This is a genomic window from Geomonas limicola (assembly GCF_014193675.1).
GTDB lineage: Bacteria > Desulfobacterota > Desulfuromonadia > Geobacterales > Geobacteraceae > Geomonas > Geomonas limicola.
This window is the reverse complement of the sequence record NZ_BLXZ01000003.1, coordinates 317,162-337,797: the sequence shown is the minus strand read 5'-3', so window position 1 is coordinate 337,797 and position 20,636 is coordinate 317,162. Positions and strand designations below refer to the sequence as shown.

At 63.9% G+C, this 20,636-nt stretch carries 17 protein-coding genes; 13 read left to right on the top strand and 4 right to left on the bottom strand.

Features of this window, described 5'->3' with window-relative positions; translation table 11 throughout:
• Positions 1-160: 160 nt before the first annotated feature.
• From H7688_RS08675 to H7688_RS08660, 4 genes are all read right to left on the bottom strand, one after another.
• Entirely contained in the window at positions 161-1,996 is a 1,836-nt protein-coding gene (locus H7688_RS08675) for a hypothetical protein (RefSeq protein WP_183360678.1), read from the bottom strand.
• A 115-nt stretch (positions 1,997-2,111) separates the two neighbouring features.
• Positions 2,112-3,359 carry an NrfD/PsrC family molybdoenzyme membrane anchor subunit gene (gene nrfD, locus H7688_RS08670; protein WP_183360677.1) on the bottom strand — a complete coding sequence of 416 codons (1,248 nt, stop codon included), beginning with the start codon at positions 3,357-3,359 and terminating at the stop codon, positions 2,112-2,114.
• A 2-nt stretch (positions 3,360-3,361) separates the two neighbouring features.
• Positions 3,362-4,147: a 4Fe-4S dicluster domain-containing protein gene (locus H7688_RS08665; RefSeq protein ID WP_183360676.1), complete on the bottom strand. Its 786-nt coding sequence runs from the start codon at positions 4,145-4,147 to the stop codon at positions 3,362-3,364.
• Positions 4,134-4,694, bottom strand: a complete 561-nt coding sequence (locus H7688_RS08660) for a cytochrome c3 family protein (protein WP_183360675.1) — start codon at positions 4,692-4,694, stop codon at positions 4,134-4,136. Before H7688_RS08660 ends, H7688_RS08665 begins: the two co-directional genes overlap by 14 nt.
• A gap of 258 nt (positions 4,695-4,952) precedes the next feature.
• On the opposite strand from H7688_RS08660, the gene H7688_RS08655 reads away from it, so the two are divergent.
• The 13 genes from H7688_RS08655 to H7688_RS08595 all read left to right on the top strand — a co-directional run bounded on the left by H7688_RS08655 (position 4,953) and on the right by H7688_RS08595 (position 20,534).
• On the top strand, positions 4,953-6,479 hold the full coding sequence (locus H7688_RS08655; protein ID WP_183360674.1) for a NapC/NirT family cytochrome c: 1,527 nt from the start codon (positions 4,953-4,955) through the stop codon (positions 6,477-6,479).
• Between the two features lie 240 nt (positions 6,480-6,719).
• Positions 6,720-7,088 carry a PilZ domain-containing protein gene (locus H7688_RS08650; RefSeq protein WP_281379430.1) on the top strand — a complete coding sequence of 123 codons (369 nt, stop codon included), beginning with the start codon at positions 6,720-6,722 and terminating at the stop codon, positions 7,086-7,088.
• 220 nt (positions 7,089-7,308) lie between these two features.
• Positions 7,309-7,986, top strand: a complete 678-nt coding sequence (locus tag H7688_RS08645; protein ID WP_183360671.1) for a PTS sugar transporter subunit IIA — start codon at positions 7,309-7,311, stop codon at positions 7,984-7,986.
• Between the two features lies 1 nt (position 7,987).
• Complete coding sequence (locus tag H7688_RS08640; protein WP_183360669.1) at positions 7,988-9,988, top strand: proton-conducting transporter transmembrane domain-containing protein; 2,001 nt, start codon at positions 7,988-7,990, stop codon at positions 9,986-9,988.
• 128 nt (positions 9,989-10,116) lie between these two features.
• A complete protein-coding gene (locus H7688_RS08635; protein WP_246329754.1) occupies positions 10,117-12,096 on the top strand; it encodes a proton-conducting transporter transmembrane domain-containing protein in 1,980 nt (659 codons plus the stop codon).
• A gap of 97 nt (positions 12,097-12,193) precedes the next feature.
• A complete protein-coding gene (locus tag H7688_RS08630; protein ID WP_183360667.1) occupies positions 12,194-13,102 on the top strand; it encodes a respiratory chain complex I subunit 1 family protein in 909 nt (302 codons plus the stop codon).
• Positions 13,103-13,106: 4 nt separating this feature from the next.
• The gene (locus tag H7688_RS08625; RefSeq protein WP_183360665.1) at positions 13,107-13,748 is read left to right on the top strand and encodes a hydrogenase; all 642 of its coding nucleotides are present in this window, start codon (positions 13,107-13,109) and stop codon (positions 13,746-13,748) included.
• Positions 13,749-13,755: 7 nt separating this feature from the next.
• The gene (locus H7688_RS08620; RefSeq protein WP_183361027.1) at positions 13,756-15,189 is read left to right on the top strand and encodes a proton-conducting transporter transmembrane domain-containing protein; all 1,434 of its coding nucleotides are present in this window, start codon (positions 13,756-13,758) and stop codon (positions 15,187-15,189) included.
• Positions 15,186-16,694 carry a hydrogenase large subunit gene (locus H7688_RS08615; RefSeq protein ID WP_183360664.1) on the top strand — a complete coding sequence of 503 codons (1,509 nt, stop codon included), beginning with the start codon at positions 15,186-15,188 and terminating at the stop codon, positions 16,692-16,694. The genes H7688_RS08620 and H7688_RS08615 overlap by 4 nt, the downstream gene beginning before the upstream one ends.
• Positions 16,695-16,841: 147 nt before the next feature.
• Positions 16,842-17,621 carry an NADH-quinone oxidoreductase subunit B family protein gene (locus H7688_RS08610; protein ID WP_183360663.1) on the top strand — a complete coding sequence of 260 codons (780 nt, stop codon included), beginning with the start codon at positions 16,842-16,844 and terminating at the stop codon, positions 17,619-17,621.
• Between the two features lie 313 nt (positions 17,622-17,934).
• Entirely contained in the window at positions 17,935-18,564 is a 630-nt protein-coding gene (locus H7688_RS08605) for a LysE family translocator (protein ID WP_198424473.1), read from the top strand.
• Positions 18,561-19,523 (top strand): carbohydrate kinase family protein, encoded by a 963-nt coding sequence (locus H7688_RS08600; RefSeq protein ID WP_183360662.1) that lies wholly within the window; start codon positions 18,561-18,563, stop codon positions 19,521-19,523. Before H7688_RS08605 ends, H7688_RS08600 begins: the two co-directional genes overlap by 4 nt.
• A gap of 408 nt (positions 19,524-19,931) precedes the next feature.
• Positions 19,932-20,534 (top strand): OmpW/AlkL family protein, encoded by a 603-nt coding sequence (locus tag H7688_RS08595; RefSeq protein ID WP_281379429.1) that lies wholly within the window; start codon positions 19,932-19,934, stop codon positions 20,532-20,534.
• Positions 20,535-20,636: the final 102 nt, after the last annotated feature.

Here is a 20,636-nt window from a genome sequence, read left to right as displayed (position 1 = left end):
CGGCAGAGGTGGTGAGTCCCTCTCCCCTGGCGGGAGAGGGGCAGGTTGAGGGGCACGGTGCCACTGAGGTGGAGCTGGCAGCTTCACCCACCCCCCCGGCCTCCTCCCGTCAAGGGAGGGGGGACGTGTGTGCTCTTTGTGCCGAACTCCTTTTACCGCTTCAGGCGGCCGGGCGCGCGGCGCTGTCGGAGGGTAGTGCGGCAGGGGTTTCCCGGTGCTTCTGCCAGCGCCCCAGCGCCACCGACTCGAGGGCCGCGGCAAGGCCAAAGGTGAAGACGCTTGCTACCAGCGGCACGCCGTGGGCTCCGAAAAGGTCATAGACAAACACCTTCACGGCGCCGATCAGGGTCACCAGCACCGCCACGTTGCGCAGCTCCTTGTTGCGCTTGAGATAGGCGAAGCCCATCAGCAGGGCAGCCGAGCCGTTGATGATGATCGACTGGCTGCAGCCAAAGGTATTGGAAAATTCTGCTGCGGGCACCGCCATGGCGATCAGCTGGAAGATACCGGCCTTGGCCATGAAAAAGGCACTGGCGAGTGCGCAGAGCAGCAGGGAGACGGCGCTGAGATCCCCGGCATCGAAACGTTCAAAGACTGACGAGGAGGGCGGAGGCCACTGCCGGCACCACTGGTACTGGTATAGCGCGATGAGTGCGATCAACCCGGCCGGAACAGTGTTGACCACGTCGCCGGCGGCGTCTCCATGCAGCTGTAGGTAGATGGCCAGCGCCAGCGAGGCGTAGATCTGGATCAGGTACGCGCAGGCACGGATGCCACCGTTTTGCCACTCCCGGGACATGAAGGCCAGGGAGAAGGCGATCACCGAGAGGGCCGGCAGGGAAAGCGTGAATTTTCCGAAGGCGAAGGGGAGGGCAAGGGCCGCCAGGGCCGCTCCGGCCAGGGCGAAGGCGCTACTGCCGGGTGCCCCCTTCTCGCGCCTGCCGGCAAGCCAGACGCTGAGGCCCAGTAGACCGAGGGCCAGCACCGTGCCGACCTGCCCCAAGACCCGGGTGTTGCCGCCGGAGGAGTGCACCAGGTAGCCTGCCGCGGCGAAGAGCCAGACCGTGTTCAGGGTGGGGAGGGCGAGGTTGAAGCGGGAGACCCGCCCGGGGCCGGGAAGCAGGATCCCCGTCAAGGCGAGCAGCAGGAAGAGCAGGGCGAAGGCCGCCAGGGTCGGGAGGATCCAGCCCGCCGCGAGGTCAGCCGGCACGGTCTGGTGGTTCACCTGGAGCATGCCGAGGCGCACCGTCCAGAGCTGCAGCATGGCCAGGGTCACCGCCAGCACGATCCAGCGCAGCCAGGAGCAGCTTTTAAGCTGCGCCGCGAAGTAGCCCAGGATGTTGGCGGCAAAGAGGACCAGCGAGAGGTAGGGGAAGAAGGGGTGCGGGTAGTCGATGGCAGCTCCGGCCAGGCACATCCCGAGGGTGCCCAGCGAGATGGGAAGGAAGCGCTGGTAGCGGTAGCTTACCCAGGCCATCGCCCCGCCGGTGGCGATGAGCGTGAGGTAGGCGGGGACCAGGGGGAGCGAGGCGAAGCGGCTGTGGGTCTCCACCACGATGGTGCTCATGAGGATCGCCCCCGACGCCGCGAAGATCGGCGCAAGCGGGCTCTTCACGTGGTAGCGCCAGGCCCCGATGGCCATGAGCGCCGCCGCGTAACCCATGCCGAGCACCGAGCCCAGAAGCGTGTCGATCATCCGGTTGTCGGTGAGGGTACGCAAGACGAGCGCCAGCACCAGCAAAAAACAGAGGGTGGAGACCCGGGTCAGCAGGTGTGCCTTGCCGGCCCAGTCCAGGATCTCCTCCGAAACGTCCTCGTCCGCCTGGTCGGGGTAGCTGCGCCAGGCCGGTGCAGGCTCCGCTGCCGCAGCTGGCGTCGGCACACCCTGTCCTGAAGCTGATAGAAGCAGCTCAAGCTGTGCCACCCGCGCGCTCAGCGCGCTCAGCTCGCTGCCCAACTGTTCGATCCGCGCAGCCTGCTCAGGGTCCCTGGCCAAGACTCACCTCCAGTTCCGGAAGTACGCCCTCCGGATGGCGTGCGAGGCGGAAGAGGCAGTCTGCCTCTTCCGCTCGGTGATGGTCAACGGTGCGGTCGGAGTATTTCGGGAAGTGTTAGTGGGTGTCTTTGAAAACGGGCATCACCTTGTTGAGGAGGTAGAAGAGGCAAAACGGCACTATCGCGACAGTCAGGGCCCCCATGAGCCCCTCCTTGTAGGTCTCCATGCTGTCGGGCCAGACGGGGAGCACGTAGTGCATGAACCCGGAGAGGGAGGATGAGAAGGCCTGGCCGCCGATGACCACGTTCCAGCGCATCATGAAGACCCCGAGGAGCACGAGCGAAGTCCCTGCCAGGGCGCGCCGGATGGTGAGGCCGGGGGTGAGGAAGATGATGAAGGGGAGCAGGTTCCCCAGGCCGTACTGGATCACGAAGATGTTCACGAAGTCGCGCTCGTAGATGACGCTCCGCAAGATGTCCCAGGACTTCATCGCCGTGTAGCCCCGGAAGATCAGGTCCAAAAGCTCGAGGGTGATCGCCGCCACCAGGAACATCACCAGGTACTTGGTGGTCATGGTCACCACGTGCAGCTCGGCGCTTTTGAGCTCGTCCGGACTCGGGAGCTCCGGATGCTCGCGGTGCCGGCGCTGGGCCAGGAACTTCCTGATCTCCATGGTGATGATGTAGGTCAGGATGCACAGGGCGATCCCCGAAACGACCGCCGAACAGATGAAGATCACCGGCATAAGCGGCGTCATCCAGAGGGCGTTCGCCTTCACCGAGCCGAAGATGAAACCGGCGTAGCCGTGCAGGAAGCAGGCAACCGGGATCCCCGCCGCCGCGAGCTTTTTCACCGCCCGCTCGTCGGCCTCCAGCGCCTCGTGGCTTATGTCGGTGGTCCCCAGGGAGAGCACCGTGTAGAGCAGGTGCCACAGGTGCTCGGAGAGGTTACGGTCGTCGATCTCGCGCAGCTTGAGCGCGTTTTCCACGAAATGCTTGCGGTACACGAACCAAAGCTCCGAGGCGACGATCATCCCGTAGGTGGAGAAGACGATGCCGAAGGCCGCGATGGCGCTGGTGAAGTGCGGCGTCATCATCACCTCGATGCCGCGCTGCGGCTGCTGCAGGTGCAGCATCAAGGGGAGCATGGCGACCGGCAGGAGCGCGAAGGAGAACACCAGCGAGAAGCGGGCGATCCCTTTGAGCTGCGTGACGCCGAAGACGTGGTAGAGCGAGGAGAGCACGAAGGCTCCCGCCACCAGGCCGGTCATGAAGGGGTACATGACGATCTGGATGGTCCAGTAGATGTACTCGTTGGGGTAGGTGAAAAACTCCTTGAGGGTCCAGGCTTCTCCGTGCACCATGGCTATTTCACCTCCTTGGTGAGTCCCAGATAGAAGACCTGCGGCGTGGTGCCGTACTCCTCTTTGAGGACGTTTACCCGCTCGGTCATGATCACCTTGGTGACCGGGTCGTTGGGATCACGGATGTTGCCGATGCGGCGCGCTCCGAAGGGGCAGGCGTCCACGCAGGCGGTCTGCATCCCCTGGGAGATCCGGTGGTAGCAGAAGTTGCACTTCTCGGCCACGTGGTGCACCGGGTGGAAGAAGCGCACCCCGTAGGGGCACCCCATGACGCAGTAGCCGCAGCCGATGCACCAGCTGCGATCCACCAGCACCACGCCGTCCTTGGTCTGGTAGGTGGCACCCACCGGGCAGACCTGGACGCAGGGGGGGTTGTCGCACTGGTTGCACAGTTTGGGAACGAAGAACGCCTTGTTGATCTCCTCGTTCTTGATCTCTTCGAACGTCCCCTCGCCCACGTCGATCCGGGAGTCCTCGAAGCCGTCGCGCCCCCCCTTGGGGGAGTCGATGTGCGTCTTGCCGTCCTTGGTGATCACGTAGCGCTCGATCCAGGTGCGGGTCACGTTGGCGTCGTAGGGGACCTCGTTCTCGGTCTTGCAGGCCTTGACGCAGAAGCCGCAGCCGACGCACTTGTGGGTGTCCACCAGAAATACCCAGCGCAGCTTCTTGCCGTCGGTTTTCTCGGCCTCGAGCCGCGCGGGATTGAAGAGCTCCAGCGCCGAGAGGGGGATAGTGAGCCCCCCCGCTACCAGGAGTGATTTTTTGCAGAAGTCTCTACGCGATATCATGGCCCCTCCTCTCGCACGGGTTGCTCGTTTTTGAGACGGTGTTTTGAGATGGCGGTGTCGCGGCCGTCTTGGCAGGGGTATGCCCCTGCTTGCGCGGGTCGTGGGGCCAGTGGCAGGTGACGCAGTCGAGGCCGGGGTTGTGGGTCTTGGGATCGATGCCGCGAATCTTGCCCCGTCCGCTGGTGGGGTACTCCAGCCGGAAGTGGCAGCGGGCGCAGAGTTCGCGTGAACGGTCGATGTTGAGCGCCCTGGGGTCGTCGGGATGCCTGAGGCCGGGGCCGTGACAGTTCTCGCAGCTGATGCTGGCGTGGGGGGAGGTTTTTATTTCCTGGTACTTATCGGCGTGGCAGGTCTTGCAGTACTCCGAGGTCCGGTATTTAACCGTGACCTTTTGCCACTCCGCCTCGTTACTGGGGCGGTGCCAGCCGTACATGTAGCCGCGACTGCCGATGCCGAAGTCCGGCGGAACCAGGACCTTACGCACCACCAGCACCGTCGCGATGACCGCCAGTACCACGTAGAGCGGTCGCCAAACATGACTCTTCATAGTCAGCCTCCTCGCCTTCAGGCGTTTTTTCTGCTATCGGCAGGTCATGCCAGCTACTTTAATATAACGGCGGTTTAAAAATAGCACAATGGTCGTTTTTTACAACAGCAAACTGAAGGTATTGCACTAATTTTCCGGCAATTTCTGTTTTATCAGGTGGAAAGAAATTTTAACGTTCTTTCCTTTGACAAAAGTGTTTACAAATAGTAAATTACTGCGATTTTTTTAGCATCATACACACGTTTTGAAGGAGAAGACATGGCACTGAGAAAGTACGCTGGCTACGCCTGGAACATGATCAGCCTTGCGGGCATGGTCCTGGCAGTAACAGCAGCAGGTCTCATCATAGGCTTTCTGTCCTATGAGGGGATCACTGGAGTGGAGAAACCCTACCTCGGTCTGATGACCTACTTCCTGTTCCCCGGGATGCTCATCGTGGGTCTGTTGCTGGTCCCGCTGGGGGCGTATCTGGTGCGCCAGAGGAAGCGGAAAGAGGCAGAGCAGAACATTCCCCCGTTCCCCCGGGTCGACTTCAACGACCCGCACAAACGACACCTGTTCGTCTTTTTCGTGATTGCCAGCATCGGGTTCGTGCTGCTCGTCTCGGTCGCCTCGCTCAAAGGGTTCGAGTTCACCGAGTCCACGACCTTCTGCGGTGAGCTCTGCCACGTGGTCATGTCTCCGGAGCACACCGCCTGGGCCAACTCTCCGCACGCGAAAGTGAAGTGCGTCGAGTGCCACGTGGGCCCCGGTGCCGCCTGGTACGTCAAGGCGAAGATCTCCGGTATGCGCCAGCTCTACGCGGTCGCCTTCCACACCTACCCGGAGACCATCGAGACCCCGATCGACAACCTGCGCCCGGCGCGCGACACCTGCGAGCACTGCCACTGGCCCGAGAAGTTCTACGCCGGCCGCCAGAAGGTGTTCTACCACTACGCGCCCAACGAGCAGAACTCGCCGCGCGAGATCAACATGCTGATCAACATCGGCGGCACCCCGAAGAGTGCCCACTCCAAGGGCATCCACTGGCACATCGGCCAGAAGGTTACCTATATCTCCACCGACAAGAAGCGCATGAACATCCCCTACATCCGCGTCGAGGGGAAAGACGGCAAGATCACCGAGTTCATGGACACCGAGAAGCCGCTCACCAAGGCCGAGATCGACAAGGCCGTCAAGCGTGAAATGGACTGCACCGACTGCCACAACCGTCCGACCCACATCTACCGCGCCCCGGGCGTCGAGATGGACGAGAACTTCGTCTCCGGTCACATCGACCAGTCGCTCCCCTACATGAAGAAGGTGGCGGTCGAGGTGCTGACCAGACCGTACAAGACGACCGAGGAGGCCAAGGCCACCATCGCCAAGGAGATCCCGGCGTACTACCAGAAGAACTACCCGCAGGTGGCGCAGGCCAAGGCCAAGGAGATCGCCAAGGCGGTCACCGAGATCCAGGACATCTACGGCAGGAACTTCTTCCCGCAGATGAAGGTCTCCTGGAACACCTATCCGAACAACATCGGCCACTTCTACACCCCGGGTTGCTTCCGCTGCCACGACGGCAAGCACAAGAACGCCGAAGGGCGCATCATCTCCAAGGACTGCAACCTGTGCCACACCGTGTTGAGCCAGAAGCAGGAGAACATCCCCGAGGGGGTCAAGACCATGCCCAGAGACTTCGTGCACCCGGTTGACATCGGCGACGAGATCATGAAGACCAACTGCTCGGACTGCCACTCGGCCGGCGGCCAGGACGTCCCGGGCGGTGAGGCTCACAAGAAGTAGCAAAGATACAAGCTGAACCAGCAAAGCCCCCGGAGGATCTCTCCGGGGGCTTTTTTCGTGCTCTCGCCAAACGTGTGGTCGCGCTACCTGCTTCTTTTACCTGGTCACCCTCCCCCTGTCGGTATTTTCCCTAAAGTTCCGGTGCGCGCTGCCGATTTCAATGGGAAAACCTTGGATAGTCGGCTTTCATTGGAGCTCGTGCAGGTTGCCTGGCGCCGGGAAAGCTGACGGGAGTTCACCATGCCTCGACCCGTGCTGGAAAAAAGAAGATTCCCCCGCGTCGCGATGGACGCAGAGGGACTGCTGGTATATCGGGAGGAGCTCTACCGTGCCCGGCTGGAAAATATCTCCCTTGCCGGAGCCCTGGTTTCCCTGGAGGGATTCGAGCCCGCCATGTCCCCCGGAGAGCGCTGCTCGCTGGCCCTGTACCGTGACGGCAACAACACCTCGTTGCGTTTTTCGACGCGCCTGGTGCACCTGGGCTACGGAATGGCCTGCGTCCGCTTTGTACACCTGGACCAGGACACCAAGCTCAGGCTGCGCAGCCTGATCGCCCACCAGTTGCCCAGGGAGCGTTACCTGCCGCCGCGACGCTCGCATGTCGGCTAGCCTCTCCCGCCTACCGGCAGGTACGGCGCCCCTGGTACCGGGGGCGCCTTTTTTGTGCCGCAACAGTGGGCGCTGCAAGGTTGCTGCCACCGGGTGCTGGCTGGACTAAAACGAATAGGTCATGGAAGATACAGAAAGTTTCCGGTTATCTGAGGAGGCGCTTGTTTCTTTGTTCTAACGATGTTATACAAATGGTAGCCCACTAACAGGAGCCTGTAAGATGCTGCTGAAAGCCTCGGAAGTGGCTGCACTTCTCAAAATAGACGAAAACACCGTCCTTAAGTGGATCAAGAAGGAGAATCTCGCTGCCACCCTGGTGCGCGGGAGCTACCGGATCAACCGCATCGACCTGTTGGAGTGGGCCACCGAGCACGGCATCACCATGCCGCCCGAGCTCTTCGAGGCGGCCGAGCACGACCTGCACTATCCGACGCTGAGCGAAGCGCTCGAGGCCGGCGGCATCCACTGCGGGGTCCCCGGAGACGACAAGCTGAGCGTGTTGCGCAGCGTGGTGAACCTCCTGAAGCTGCCTCCCCAGATGGACCCGGATTTCCTGCTCCAGGTACTCCTGGCTCGGGAAGCGCTGGGAACCACGGCGATCGGCGGGGGGATTGCCATCCCGCACGTGCGTAACCCGATCCTCTTACAGAACCGTCCCGCCCCGACCATCACCCTCTGCTACCTTGCCAACCCGATCGATTTCGCGGCACTGGACGGCCAGCCGGTACACATCCTGTTCCTGCTCACCAGTCCCACCGTGAAGGTGCATCTGCACCTGCTCTCCCGGCTTGCCTACGCACTGCACGATCCGCAGTTCCACGAGACGGTACTGAACCAGTGCGACCCCGACGGGGTCCTGGAAGCGGCGCGACGCTTCGAACGCGGGATCCGGAGCTGACATGGCGACGGGCGGCCTGGCGATCAACTGCTTCGTGCTGTTTTGCCTTGCCGTCGCCTGCCAGGGAGCCTCTGGGCTGCCGCTGCTCTTCTCCCGTGGTTCCAACTCCGCACAGCGCCTGTCGGCGTTCCTGATGCTCGCCGGCTCCTGCGCCGGAAGCGCCGGGGCGCTCTGGGCCCTCACCGCGCCGGTCCCGCTCAGCTTCGCCCTTGTCTCCGGACTCCCCTTCGGCCCCGGCAGCCTCGGTATCGATGCACTCTCCGCCTGGTTTTTGCTCCCGGTCTTCCTGGTCACCGGGGCGAGCGCCCTGTTCGCGCTGGGCTACTGGCCCGCGGCACAGAACCCGGACAGCGCCCCCCGGGTCACCTTCTTCCTGGGGCTTCTGGCCGCCTCGCTCACCACGCTGTTGCTGGTGCGCCACCTGGTGCTCTTTTTGGTGGTCTGGGAAATCATGGCACTTGCCGCCTGGTTTGCCCTCTGCACCGAGGACGAGAAGCCGGAGGTGCGCGACGCCGGCATCCTGTACCTGGTCACAGCCCACCTGGGTGTCCTGGTCCTTTTCGCCATGGTCTCGCTGATCGCCTCGCTGACCGGCAGCTACCTCTTCCCGGCGCCGGGAACCCTGCCGGCGCAGGGTGGGCTGGCGATGGCCATCTTCATCTGCGCCCTGATCGGCTTCGGACTCAAGGCCGGGGTCATGCCGTTGCACGTCTGGCTCCCCTCGGCCCACGCCAACGCCCCGAGCCACATCTCGGCCGTCCTCTCTGGGGTGGTGCTCAAGATGGGCATCTACGGCATGGTGCGCATCTTCTCCTGCTTCGTGGCGCCGCCTCCCTGGTGGGGCTGCACCGTCCTCGTCCTCGGCGCCGTATCGGGCGTGGTCGGGGTTGCCTTCGCGATCGGGCAGCACGACTTGAAGCGGCTGCTCGCCTACCACAGCATCGAGAACATCGGGATCATCATGATCGGCCTGGGGTGCGCGCTCCTGGGGCAGAGCCTTTCGGCTCCGGTCCTGGTGACCCTGGGGCTTGCCGGCGCGCTTCTGCACGTGCTGAACCACGCGACCTTCAAGGCCCTGCTTTTCTTGGGGGCCGGCGCCGTGATCCAGGCTGCGGGTACCCGGGAGATCGAGGTCCTGGGCGGGGCAGGGCGGCGCCTCCCGCTGACCGGGCTGTTTTTCCTGACCGGAGCCCTCGCGATCTGCGGGCTTCCGCCGTTGAACGGCTTCGTGAGCGAGCTCATGATCTACCTCGCCGGCTTTGCCTCGCTCCAGAGCTCCCCCGGTCTTTTGGGCGCGCTCCCGGTGCTGGCCGTGCCGGTACTCGCCCTGATCGGCGGGCTGGCGGTCGCCTGTTTCGTCAAGGTGTACGGGGTGGTGTTCCTGGGGGAGCCGAGGAGTCCCGAGCACCTCTGCGCTGGCGAGCCTCCCGGCAGCATGCTGGCGTCCCAGGCGCTCTTGGCGCTGGTCTGCGTGCTGATCGGGGTGCTCCCCTTGTGCGTGGCCCGGCCGCTGGAAAATGTCCTTATCTCGTACCGCGGGGGAGGCGAGCCGCAGGCGCTCGTTTCGCTGCTCCCCTTTGTCCGGATCAGCCTCGTTGCCATGCTGCTCGTGGTGCTCTGCGCGGCGGTCGCCCTCTGGTTGCGCCGGCGCAGCGCCAGGATCCCCACCACCGTCTCGCGCACCTGGGGGTGCGGCTACCTGCAGCCCACGCCGCGCATGCAGTACAGCGCCAGTTCTTTCGGGTCGCTCCTGGTGGGATGGTTCAGCACTGTGCTGCGCCCCGAGGTGCACAAGGTCGAGCCGACCGGAAGTTTTCCGGGACCGGCGGCGTATCGCAGCCACCTCCCGGAGACCGCGCTGGAACGCGTCTTCCTGCCGCTTCTGGAGTACCTCTACGAGAAGAGCGCCCTGGTGCGCCACCTGCAGCACGGCAAGCTGAACCTGTACATCGTCTACACCTTCCTGACGCTGGTCGTGCTGTACGTGCTCACTACGCGCTGACCCGGGCCGGCGCGCTCGTGTAGGGAATTTCCTGCAGGCTTTGCTTATTTTCATTGGCTGCAGATTGTGTTATTACTAACAGTTCCCGTCCCGCAGGGCGGGAACTGCTCGAAAAGAAAGGCCACTTGATGTTTGACATGTTGCTGCACGACCCATCCCTCGCGGTACTGGGCGCGGTGTTCCTGGCCGCACTCTCCGGAGTCCCCGGTTTGCTCTTGCGGCCGGGGGAATCGGGACAGAAGCTGGCGAGCCTCTGCGCTGTCGCCGCCTCGGCCCTGGCTCTCCCGGCCCTGATCTCACTGCTCTTTGCCGGCACAACCTCCCGCTATCTCCTCAACTGGGGTCTCCCCTTCGGCCCTACCGAACTATCCTTCGACCCGCTCTCCCTGTTGTTCCTGATCCCGATCTTCCTGGTCTTCCCGCTCGGCTCCCTGTACGCCCTCGGTTACTGGCCCCACCTTAAACACCCCTCGACCGGTCCGGCACTCACCTTCTTCTACGGTCTTTTGAGCGCCTCGATGGCGCTGGTGGTGCTGGCGCACAGCGGACCGCTGCTGCTCATGGCCTGGGAGGTAATGGCCCTTTCGGGATTTTTCCTGCTGTTGCCCGAACACGAATCCGCCGAGGTGCGCGGCGCGGCCACCGTGTACCTGGTGGCGAGCCATGTCGGGGTGGCCGGTCTCTTCGTGCTCTTTTCCGAACTGAGGGTGACGACCGGAAGCTTCCTGTTTCCCGAGACCGGGTCGCTCGCCCTGACCGGCACCGCGGCCACCGTGGTCTTTCTTGCCGCCCTTATCGGCTTCGGCTCGAAGGCGGGTCTCATGCCGCTGCACATCTGGCTCCCCGCTGCACATGCCAACGCGCCGAGCCACGTCTCGGCACTGCTTTCCGGGGTGATGCTCAAGATGGGGATCTACGGCCTTTTGCGGGTGCTCTCCTTCTTCGGCGAGCGGCCGCTTTGGTGGGGAGCGCTCATCCTGGCGCTGGGGCTGGTCTCGGCGCTCCTCGGCATCGCCATTGCTGCGGTCCAGAAGGACCTGAAGCGGCTCTTGGCTTATTCGAGCATCGAGAACCTGGGTCTGGTCGCTGCGGGGATCGGCATGGCCCTGATCGGCCAGACCACGGGGAACCCGCGGCTTGCCTACCTGGGGCTTGCCGGCGCCCTGTTCCACCTGTTGAACCACAGCCTCTTCAAGCCGCTGCTCTTTTTCTGTGCCGGAAGCGTGCTGCACGCTACCGGAACCCGCGAACTGGACCTCATGGGGGGCTTGGGAAAGCGCCTGCCGGTAACCGCGCTCCTCTCCCTTTTGGGGGCTGTCGCCATCTGCGGTCTCCCCCCCTTCAACGGTTTTGCCAGCGAGTTCCTGCTCTACCTCGGTTTCCTCGGTGAGGCCCGCGCCCCGCAGCCCTACCTGGCCCTTGGCGTGCCGGCCCTCGCGCTCGTCGGCGGGATCGCTGCCGTCTCCTTTGTAAAGCTCTTCGGTATCACCTACCTCGGTGCGCCGCGTAGCGAAGCGGCGGCTCACGGGCATGAGGCTCCGGCTTTCATGCTGGTTCCCATGGCGGTCCTGGGAGGGCTCTGCCTGGTGGGCGGACTCTGTCCGGGCCTGTTCCTCGCCCTGGTACAGCCGGTCCTGTCCACGGTCGTGCCGCAGGCCGCGGGCTTTGCCGGGCTCCCTTTCAACCTCCTCTGGTTTGCCGGTGCCGGAAGCGCCGTGCTGGCCCTGGCGCTGGGGCTTTTCTGGCTGTTGCGTCGGCGTCAGGTCACCTCGGGAACGGCAAGCGGCCCGACCTGGGGGTGTGGCTACCTGGCGCCCACCTCACGCATGGAGTACACCGGAAGCTCGTTCGGCCTCCTGTTCGGGAGCTTCAGCTCAGGCCTGGTGCGTACCCGGGTTAACGCCCCGGCCCCTGTAGGTCTGCTGCCCGGTGCGGCGCGGGCCGGGTACCTTCCCGAGGAGACCCTGCTCGAGCGGATCATCCTCCCGGTGCTGGGGCTGGTGGGGATTGCCTTCCGGTACTTAAGAAGGGTGCAGCACGGCGAGGTGCACCTGTACATCATCTACATCTTTGTCACCTTGCTGGTGCTGATGCTCTGGGTGAGGTGAGGGAGGCAGGGGCTAGGGACTGAGGCTGAGGGGCCGAGGTCCGGCTCGCTTACAGCAGTAGTATCTGAATAGGACTTCGTTGACTTCGGAGAACGAGATGATCGACATCCTGGTACATATCGCGCTTGCGCTCGGCTTGCCCCCCTTGTTGCTCGGGGTGATCGGCAAGACCAAGGCCGCCTTCGCCGGAAGGGTAGGGGCCCCGTTCCTGCAGCCCTACTACGACCTGGCCCGGCTCTTCAGGAAGGGGGTGGTTTTAAGCGACACCACCAGCTGGATCTTCCGCGCGGGACCCGCGGTGACCCTGGCCGCCACGCTCTGCGCGGGACTCCTGATCCCGCTCGGCAGGCATGCCGCCCCGATCTCCTTCGACGGCGACCTGGTGCTCTTCGCCTACCTCTTCGCCCTGGGACGCTTCTTCACCACCATCGCCGCCCTGGATACCGGCTCGAGCTTCGAGGGGATGGGGGCCGCCCGCGAAGTGAGCTTCGCCTGCCTCGCCGAGCCGACCCTGTTCTTCGCCCTGATCACCCTGACCCGGCTTTCCGGCACCCTGTCGCTCACCCCGATGCTGAACCACCTGGACCTCTCGGTCTGGCTCGGCACCGGTGCGGCGCTCATCCTCATGCTGACCGGGCTCTTCGTCGTGCTGTTGGCCGAGAACAGCCGCATCCCCTTTGACGACCCGAACACCCACCTCGAGCTCACCATGATCCACGAGGTGATGGTCCTGGACCACTCCGGTCCCTATTTCGGCTGCATCCTCTACGGCGCCGCCTTAAAGCTCTTCCTCCTGGGGGCGCTCTTCGTGAACGTGGCGCTCCCCTTCAGCACCGGCTCGAGCCTCGCCGACTGGCTGGTCTTTGTGGTCGGGATGCTTGCCTTGAGCATCGCGGTGGGGGTGGTCGAGTCGGTAATGGCGCGCCTGAGGCTCATCAGGGTGCCGCAGCTTTTGGTGGCGGCGTTGATCCTGACCGCCTTTTCCCTGGTTCTGGTGGTGAGGTGACCCGATGACTGCCCTGGCCGATCAACTCCTGGTCCTCTGCCTCTTGCTCAATTTCGCCGTGCTCGGCACCAGCCGGCTCGCCTTCTCGGTGCGTGCCGTGGCGCTGCAGGGGGTGGTGCTCGGCGTACTCCCCGCGCTGGTGCACCCCTTCTCCTGGCACCTGGTGGCCATCGTCGCCGGCATCATCCTGGTGAAGGGGGCGGCGATCCCGATCCTCATCGTGCGCGCCATCCACAAGGCCGACATCCAGCGCGAGTTCGAGCCTTTCATCGGCTACATCCCGTCGCTGGTATTGGGGGCACTCTTCACCGCGCTCGCCTTCATCTTCGCGGCGCGGCTCCCCCTGGCCCCCGAGCACGAAGGGCTCCTCTTCGTCCCCGCCTCGCTGGCAACGCTCATGTGCGGCTTTTTGGTGCTCATGGGGCGGCGCAAGGCGATCAGCCAGGTGATCGGCTACCTGGTCATGGAAAACGGCATCTTCATCTTCGGGCTCTTGCTTGCGGAGGCGATGCCGGTCATGGTCGAGGCGGGGGCGCTCCTGGACCTGCTGGTTGGGGTCTTCGTCATGGGGATCGTCATCAACCACATAAGCCGCGAGTTCTCCTCACTGGACACCTCGCGCCTGAGTACGCTGCGGGAGGAATGAGATGTACCTGATCTGGATCTTCGTGCTCCTGCCGCTTGCGGGCGCCCTGGTCGCCTGGCTCATCCCGGACAACCGCCGGCGTCCCCTGGTGCTTCCGGTGATCGCCGTCCTGCACCTGGCCCTCACCGTGACGCTCCTGCTCCAGACGCCCCCCCCGTCGCCGGACCGCTGGATCTTCCTCGATCCGCTGGGAAAGTTGAGCCTCATCTGCAACAGCGTCCTCTTCTTCATCTGCGCGAACTACGCGGTGGGCTACCTGAAGCTCAGGCGCAAGCGCCCCAACCGGGTGCTCTGCGTCTCGCTTTTGGTCTGTCTCTCCGCGATGACCCTGGTGGCGGTCTCCCAGCACCTGGGCCTTTTGTGGATCGCCCTGGAGATGACCACCATCACCATGGCGCCGCTCATCTACTTCAACCGCAACGCCCGCTCCATCGAGGCGACCTGGAAGTACCTCCTCATCTGCTCGGTGGGGATCGCCATCGCGCTCCTGGGCCTCTTCTTCCTCGCCTACTCCACCATCGTGGCCAAGCAGGAGGTGACGCTCCTTTTAGGAACGCTCATCGACACCGCGGCGGACCTCCATGCCGGCTGGCGCCACGCCGCCTTCATCTTCCTGTTGGTTGGCTTCGGCTCCAAGATGGGGCTCGCGCCGCTCCATACCTGGAAGCCGGATGCCTATGGCGAGGCCCCGGGGCTGGTCGGGGCGCTCCTGGCCGGCGGGCTGGTGAACTGCGCCCTGCTGGCGCTCTTGCGGGTCTACCAGGTCGCCGTCGCCTCCACCGAGGCGGTGCTCTTCCAGGAGGTGCTGCTCGGCATGGGGCTGGTTTCCATGGCCTTCGCGGCAGTCTTCATGGCACGGCAGAGCGACTTCAAGAGGATGCTCGCCTACTCGAGCGTCGAGCACGTGGGGATCATCGCCGTGGCGTTGGGGCTTGGGAAGGGGGCGCTCTTCGGGGCGCTTTTGCACATGCTGAACAACGCCTTCACCAAGGGGGTGCTCTTTCTTTCCTGCGGCAACATCCACCGGGCCTACAACTCGAAGAGCACCCAGTTCGTGCGCGGCGCCCTGAGGCGCACCCCCTGGTCCGGCGCGCTCTTCCTGGCGGCCTTCCTGGCGATTACCGGATCGCCACCCTTTGGCCCCTTCGTGAGCGAGTTCACCATCGTAAGCTCCGCCTTCGTGCAGCAGAACTACTGGACCGGAGCGCTCTTCCTGCTCTTTCTGGCGATGATCTTCATCGGCATGGCCTCGACGGTGATCCCGGTGGTGTTGGGCAAGGTCCCCGATGACCTGGAGCGGACCCCCTACCGCGACACCGCCCCGACGGTCTGGCCGCCGCTGGTTCTCATGGCGCTGGTCCTCATGCTGGGGTTGTGGCTGCCGGAATCGCTGCAGGAGCTCTTGCACCAGGCGGCGGGCCTTCTGGAGGGTGGCAGATGAACAGGCTGACACGTTTGCAAAACGGCGCTGCGCTGGAAAGAAGCGAGATCCCGGTACTGCACGATGACCACTTCCTGGAGGAGATCCTCTCCTCCCTGGATCACGGCTGGCGCGTCGTCTCCTACTTCGCGCTCCCCGAGAGAGACGGGCTTGCCCTTTACTGCGTGCTCTCCCTGAAGGCCGAGGCCACGCTCGGCGTCCTGCACACCAGGCTGAGCGACGGCGCCTTCACCTCGCTCGTCCCCTACGCGCCGCAGTTGCACCTTTACGAGCGCGAGATGGCCGAGCAGTACGGCGTCCTCTTCGAGGGGCATCCCTGGATGAAACCGGTCCGTTTCGCGCCGCCCCTGGCGACACTCCCGGGTTTCTGTCCCACGGGGCCGGGGAAGATCGGGATCATGGACTTCTATCGGGTCGAGGGGAGCGAGGTACACGAGGTGGCGGTAGGACCCGTGCATGCCGGCATCATCGAACCGGGGCACTTCCGCTTCCAGTGCCTGGGCGAGGAGGTCATGCACCTGGAGATCTCCCTGGGCTACCAGCACCGTGGCGTCGAGAAACTGGTGCTGGGCGGCCCCTACCCGGTCACCTTACGCCAGATGGAGACCGTGGCGGGGGACACGACGGTCGGGCACGGGCTCGCCTACGCGATGTGCCTGGAGGCGCTCGCCGGCACCCGCGTCCCGGCGCGCGCCCACGACCTGCGCGGCATCGGCGCCGAGCTGGAGCGCCTGGCGAACCACACCGGAGACCTGGGAGCCATCGCCGGCGACGTTGGCTATCTCCCCACCGCCTCCTACTGCGGGCGCATCCGCGGCGATTTCCTCAACCTCACCGCAGAGATCTGCGGCAGCCGCTTCGGGCGTGGGCTGGTGACGCCGGGGGGCGTCAACTTCGACCTCGACGCGGTTCTCGTCGAGAAGCTGCGCCGCCGGCTTATGGTGGCGCGTGACGAGCTCAGTAACGCCGTGGATCTCCTTTGGGAAACCCCGTCGGTGCTGGCGCGCCTGGAGGGGACCGGGGTGGTCTCCAAGGAGACCGCGCGGGAACTGGGACTGGTGGGGCCTGCGGCAAGGGCGAGCGGACTGAACCGGGACATCCGCCGCGATCACCCCTACGGGATCTACAGCATGACCCAGATCCCGGTGGTCACGGCACGCGCGGGCGACGTCTATGCGCGCACCCTGGTGCGCTGGCTGGAGATCCAGAGGTCCATCGATTTCGTCGAGGAGCAGCTGCGCCAGCTGCCGGGCGGTGGTCTTGCCAACCCGGTGGGGAATCTCGGGGCAGACCGGTTGGCGGTGGCACTTACCGAGGGGTGGCGCGGCGAGATCTGCCACGTGGCTTTGACCGACGGGCGCGGGCGTTTCGAGCGCTACAAGATCTGCGACCCGTCGTTCCACAACTGGCCGGGGCTTGCCATGGCGCTGCGCGGCGGGCAGATCTCCGACTTCCCGCTCAACAACAAGAGCTTCAACCTGTCGTACTGCGGGTTCGATCTGTAAAATGTGCTTTCGCCATTGGTGAAAGCAAAGCATCAACCACAGAGGCACACAGAGGAACACAAGGAAAAAACAAGATCGGTTTTTTTGCCTTTTCCTCTGTGCCCCTCGATGTCCTTTGTGGTGAACGGTGTTGTGTAAGGAGTAGTCATGATCAAGGCCATTCTCGCCCGCATGAAGCAGGGGCATCGCACCATGCGTTATCCGCAGGAACCGATGGCGATTCCCGAGCGCTTCCGCGGCTTTCCCCAACTGGAACACTCCGCTTGCGCCGCCGATTGCCAGCTCTGTCGGGAGGTCTGCCCCACCGGGGCCATCAGCTGCACGCCGCAACTATCGGTGGACCTCGGCAAGTGCCTCTTTTGCACCGAGTGCCAGAAGGCCTGCCCGAGCGGCGGTATCTCCTACGGCACCGACTACCGGCTGGCTGCCAATCGGCGCGAGGATCTGGTGGCGAGGGAAGGGGAGGAGTATCGCCTGGCCCAAGCCCTCGAAGCGAAGATGCTGAAGCTGTTCGGGCGCTCGCTCAAGTTCCGCTCGGTGGTCGCCGGGGGGTGCAACGGCTGCGAGGCCGACACCAACGTGCTTTCCACCATCGGCTGGGACATCGGGCGCTTCGGGATCCAGTTCGTGGCCAGCCCGCGCCATGCCGACGGCCTCTGGGTCACCGGCCCGGTTACCGAAAACATGCGCGAGGCGCTCCTGCTCACCTACGAGGCGATCCCCGCACCCAAGATCGTGGTCGCCTGCGGCGCCTGCGCCATCAACGGCGGCCCCTTCATCGGCTCCCCCGACGCCCACGACGGCGTGCAGGGGATGCTTCCGGTGGATCTCTACATCCCCGGCTGCCCCCCGCACCCCGCCACGATCCTGGACGGCCTGCTGAGGCTTATGGACAGGCTGCCGGGGGAGGCAGGGGGGAGAGGCTAGAGGCTGGGGACTGGGGACTGGGACTGGGACTGGGACTGGGACTGGGACTGGGAGCCCAGTGCTCCCCTCTCCCTTTGGGAGAGGGGGGGGAGGGGGCCGGCAGCTCCGGAGACCTCCGCCATTCGCAACGTCTTAACTCCGTGGCAACCCCCTCACCTGGCCTTCGGCCGCCCTCTCCCGGGGGGCGAGGGCTCTTCGGTGGACCTCCTGGCTTCCCGAAGCTGGACCAACCTCCCAGTTCGATCCTGATCAGCATGCTGAGCGTGCCAGTGTTGCGGCGCCTTACCCCGGCAGAACTGCATAAGGAGCATTTGTGCACGAATTACTTCCCTTGGTAGGCATAGCCGGTTCCATCGCCGTGGGCGCCATGAGCCCCGGACCGAGCTTTCTCATGGTTGCCCGTACCGCGGTCGCTTCCTCGCGCTCGGCGGGGCTTGCCGCTGCGCTCGGCATGGGGCTGGGCGGCGTCTCCTTCGCCATCGCCGCGCTGGCCGGACTGCAGGCGGTCTTCGCCGCGGTCCCGAGCCTCTTTCTCGCCCTCAAGATCCTGGGCGGCCTCTACCTCATCTACCTCGGCTACCGCATCTGGCGAGGCGCTCAGGTACCCCTCTCGGTGACGGATCCTGCAGGGACCACCGAGAGCGATGCCCGCCGCTCCTTCCTGCTCGCCGCCGGAACCCAGCTCAGCAACCCCAAGGCCGCCATCATCTACGCCAGCGTCTTTGCCGCCTTCCTGCCGCCGAACTTCACGGTATCGCTTGCGATCAGCACGGTCCTCGTCATCTTTCTTATCGAGGCGGGCTGGTACACCCTGGTCGCACTGGTGCTTTCCTCCAGCCAGCCGCGCGCCGCCTACCTGCGTTTCAAGGCCTGGATCGACCGCTCGGCCGGTGCCGTCATGTCCCTGCTCGGCGTGAAACTGATCCTCTCCGCCCGCACATGACTTCCCCCGTCGCCAACACGCCAGACGCCGAGGCGCCCCCAACCGGCCAGAGCCTTGACGTGGTCGGCATCGGGGTGAGTACCCTCGACCTCCTCATGCTGGTCGACGAACTCCCCGGTGACGAAATGGTGCAGCGCGCAGAAACCTCGCTCTTGCAGGGAGGCGGCCCGGTGGCGACGGCGCTGGTCACCCTGGTAAGGCTGGGCTGCCGTGCGGCACTGCTCGACAAGCTGGGGGACGACTGGCGCGGCAGGCTGATCCTCGAGGAGTTAGCAAGGGAAGGGGTGGCGACGGACCAGCTGCGCGTGGTGCCGGGAAGTACCTCCTCCATCGCTTCCATCCTGGCGCGCCGCCGCGACGGGGCCCGCACCATCGTCTACTCCCCCGGCGACGCCGGCGAACTCTCTCCCAACGAGATCGATTTCCCGGTCATCGCCGCGGCCAAGATCCTCCACCTGAACGGCAGGCACCTCGAGGCGAGCCTGGCTGCTGCGCGCTTCGCCCGGGAGCAGGGCGTCCTGGTCTCCTTCGACGGCGGAGCGCACCGCTATCGCGAGGAACTCAGGGAACTGGTGGGACTGAGCGATCTCTGCGTGGTGGCCCGCGAGTTTGCCTGCTCCTTTGCCGGAACCGGGGACCAGACGGAAGCTGCCGCACGGCTTCGGGAGCAGGGCGCGCAAACCGTGGTTATCACCGCCGGCAAGGAAGGGAGCTGGGGCTGGGACGCCGCCGGAACCTCCCTTCACCAACCTGCCTTTACTTCGGTGCATGCCATCGACAGCACCGGGGCCGGCGACGCCTTCCACGGCGGCTTCCTGTTCGGCATACTTCGCGGCTTTGACTTCAAAAGATCTCTTGAGTGCGCCAGCACCGTTGCCGCGCTGAACACGCGCGCGCTGGGCGGTCGCACGGCGCTGCCCCGGTACCCTGAACTTCGCGACTTCCTCCTCAATTCCTGATTTTCTCCGCCAAACCCGCTTCACATCGCCAGGACTCACCGTTCCTTACCCCCTCCACGTTTTCCAGCCGACCTGCACCCTCCCCGCTGGTGAGAGTGGGGTGACCAGCTCATAAATCAAAAATAATCTTTCCGTGCCAGGCAACCGGTAACCACGATGAATGTCTCAGGAGATGACGATTTGCTTTGTAATGTACTAATTATGAAAGAATGTTCTAATAGTGTATACAAAATACTGATATAGTGTATACGTGAACTGTATGTGGCGACGGACTTTGCTGTTAACGATTATAAAGCATTAGTTGTTGACTTTTATGTATTCATAAGCTAACTAGCATCTCCGCCTGTGTTTACACAATGTTGTGTTATCCGGGGAATACCCCATATTCTTTGACAGGAGGAAATAGAGATGCAGAAAATCGGTAAAGTATTTGCGTTAGTGGCGGTTCTTATCATGGCGGTAGCATCTTTGGCGAGTGCCGAGGATTACAAGTTCGGTGTGCGCGTCAGAGGCACGTTTGTACTCCCCGCTGAGTCCTTTGACAGCAGGCTCAACGCCCTCGACCTGAAGGTGAGCGAGGACATAGTTCCGGCGATCGACTTCGAATACTTCTTCACCAAGAACATCTCGACCGAGTTGATGGCCGCGGTGACCCGGCACGACATCAAGGCCTCCGGTCAGTTCGTCGGCTCCACCTGGCTGCTCCCGCCGACCCTCACCGTGAAGTACCACCCGCTGGCGGGCAAACTGGTCAGCCCCTACGCCGGCGTTGGTGTCAATGCCACCTTCCCGTTCAAGTCCAATTTCAACGGTGTCGGCGACTTCAGCATCGACAACACGATAGGGTGGGTCGCCCAGGCAGGCGCCGACATCAAGATCAAGGACAACCTCTACTTCAACGTCGACTACAAGTACGTCAACATCGACACCAAGATCAGGGTGGCCGGCACGAAGTACAAGCTCGATGTGAACCCGAACCTGGTGTCCGTGGGCGTTGGCTACCGCTTCTAGGCCAGTCAAGTCCCACTCCAAGGCCCGGCACTCCGAGCTGATCAAACAAAAAGGCCCACTGTCGATTATGGCAGTGGGCCTTTTTATCACCCTGACAACAGT

What these genes read in the sequence shown, in the direction of transcription:
- H7688_RS08660 (WP_183360675.1), bottom strand. Translation starts at nt 4,694, where the DNA reads ATGAAGAGTCATGTTTGGCGACCGCTCTACGTGGTACTGGCGGTCATC.
- H7688_RS08595 (WP_281379429.1), top strand. Translation starts at nt 19,932, where the DNA reads ATGCAGAAAATCGGTAAAGTATTTGCGTTAGTGGCGGTTCTTATCATG.
- H7688_RS08610 (WP_183360663.1), top strand. Translation starts at nt 16,842, where the DNA reads ATGATCAAGGCCATTCTCGCCCGCATGAAGCAGGGGCATCGCACCATG.
- nrfD (WP_183360677.1), bottom strand. Translation starts at nt 3,359, where the DNA reads ATGGTGCACGGAGAAGCCTGGACCCTCAAGGAGTTTTTCACCTACCCC.
- H7688_RS08635 (WP_246329754.1), top strand. Translation starts at nt 10,117, where the DNA reads ATGTTTGACATGTTGCTGCACGACCCATCCCTCGCGGTACTGGGCGCG.
- H7688_RS08645 (WP_183360671.1), top strand. Translation starts at nt 7,309, where the DNA reads ATGCTGCTGAAAGCCTCGGAAGTGGCTGCACTTCTCAAAATAGACGAA.
- H7688_RS08655 (WP_183360674.1), top strand. Translation starts at nt 4,953, where the DNA reads ATGGCACTGAGAAAGTACGCTGGCTACGCCTGGAACATGATCAGCCTT.
- H7688_RS08615 (WP_183360664.1), top strand. Translation starts at nt 15,186, where the DNA reads ATGAACAGGCTGACACGTTTGCAAAACGGCGCTGCGCTGGAAAGAAGC.
- H7688_RS08600 (WP_183360662.1), top strand. Translation starts at nt 18,561, where the DNA reads ATGACTTCCCCCGTCGCCAACACGCCAGACGCCGAGGCGCCCCCAACC.
- H7688_RS08630 (WP_183360667.1), top strand. Translation starts at nt 12,194, where the DNA reads ATGATCGACATCCTGGTACATATCGCGCTTGCGCTCGGCTTGCCCCCC.
- H7688_RS08640 (WP_183360669.1), top strand. Translation starts at nt 7,988, where the DNA reads ATGGCGACGGGCGGCCTGGCGATCAACTGCTTCGTGCTGTTTTGCCTT.
- H7688_RS08650 (WP_281379430.1), top strand. Translation starts at nt 6,720, where the DNA reads ATGCCTCGACCCGTGCTGGAAAAAAGAAGATTCCCCCGCGTCGCGATG.
- H7688_RS08625 (WP_183360665.1), top strand. Translation starts at nt 13,107, where the DNA reads ATGACTGCCCTGGCCGATCAACTCCTGGTCCTCTGCCTCTTGCTCAAT.
- H7688_RS08665 (WP_183360676.1), bottom strand. Translation starts at nt 4,147, where the DNA reads ATGATATCGCGTAGAGACTTCTGCAAAAAATCACTCCTGGTAGCGGGG.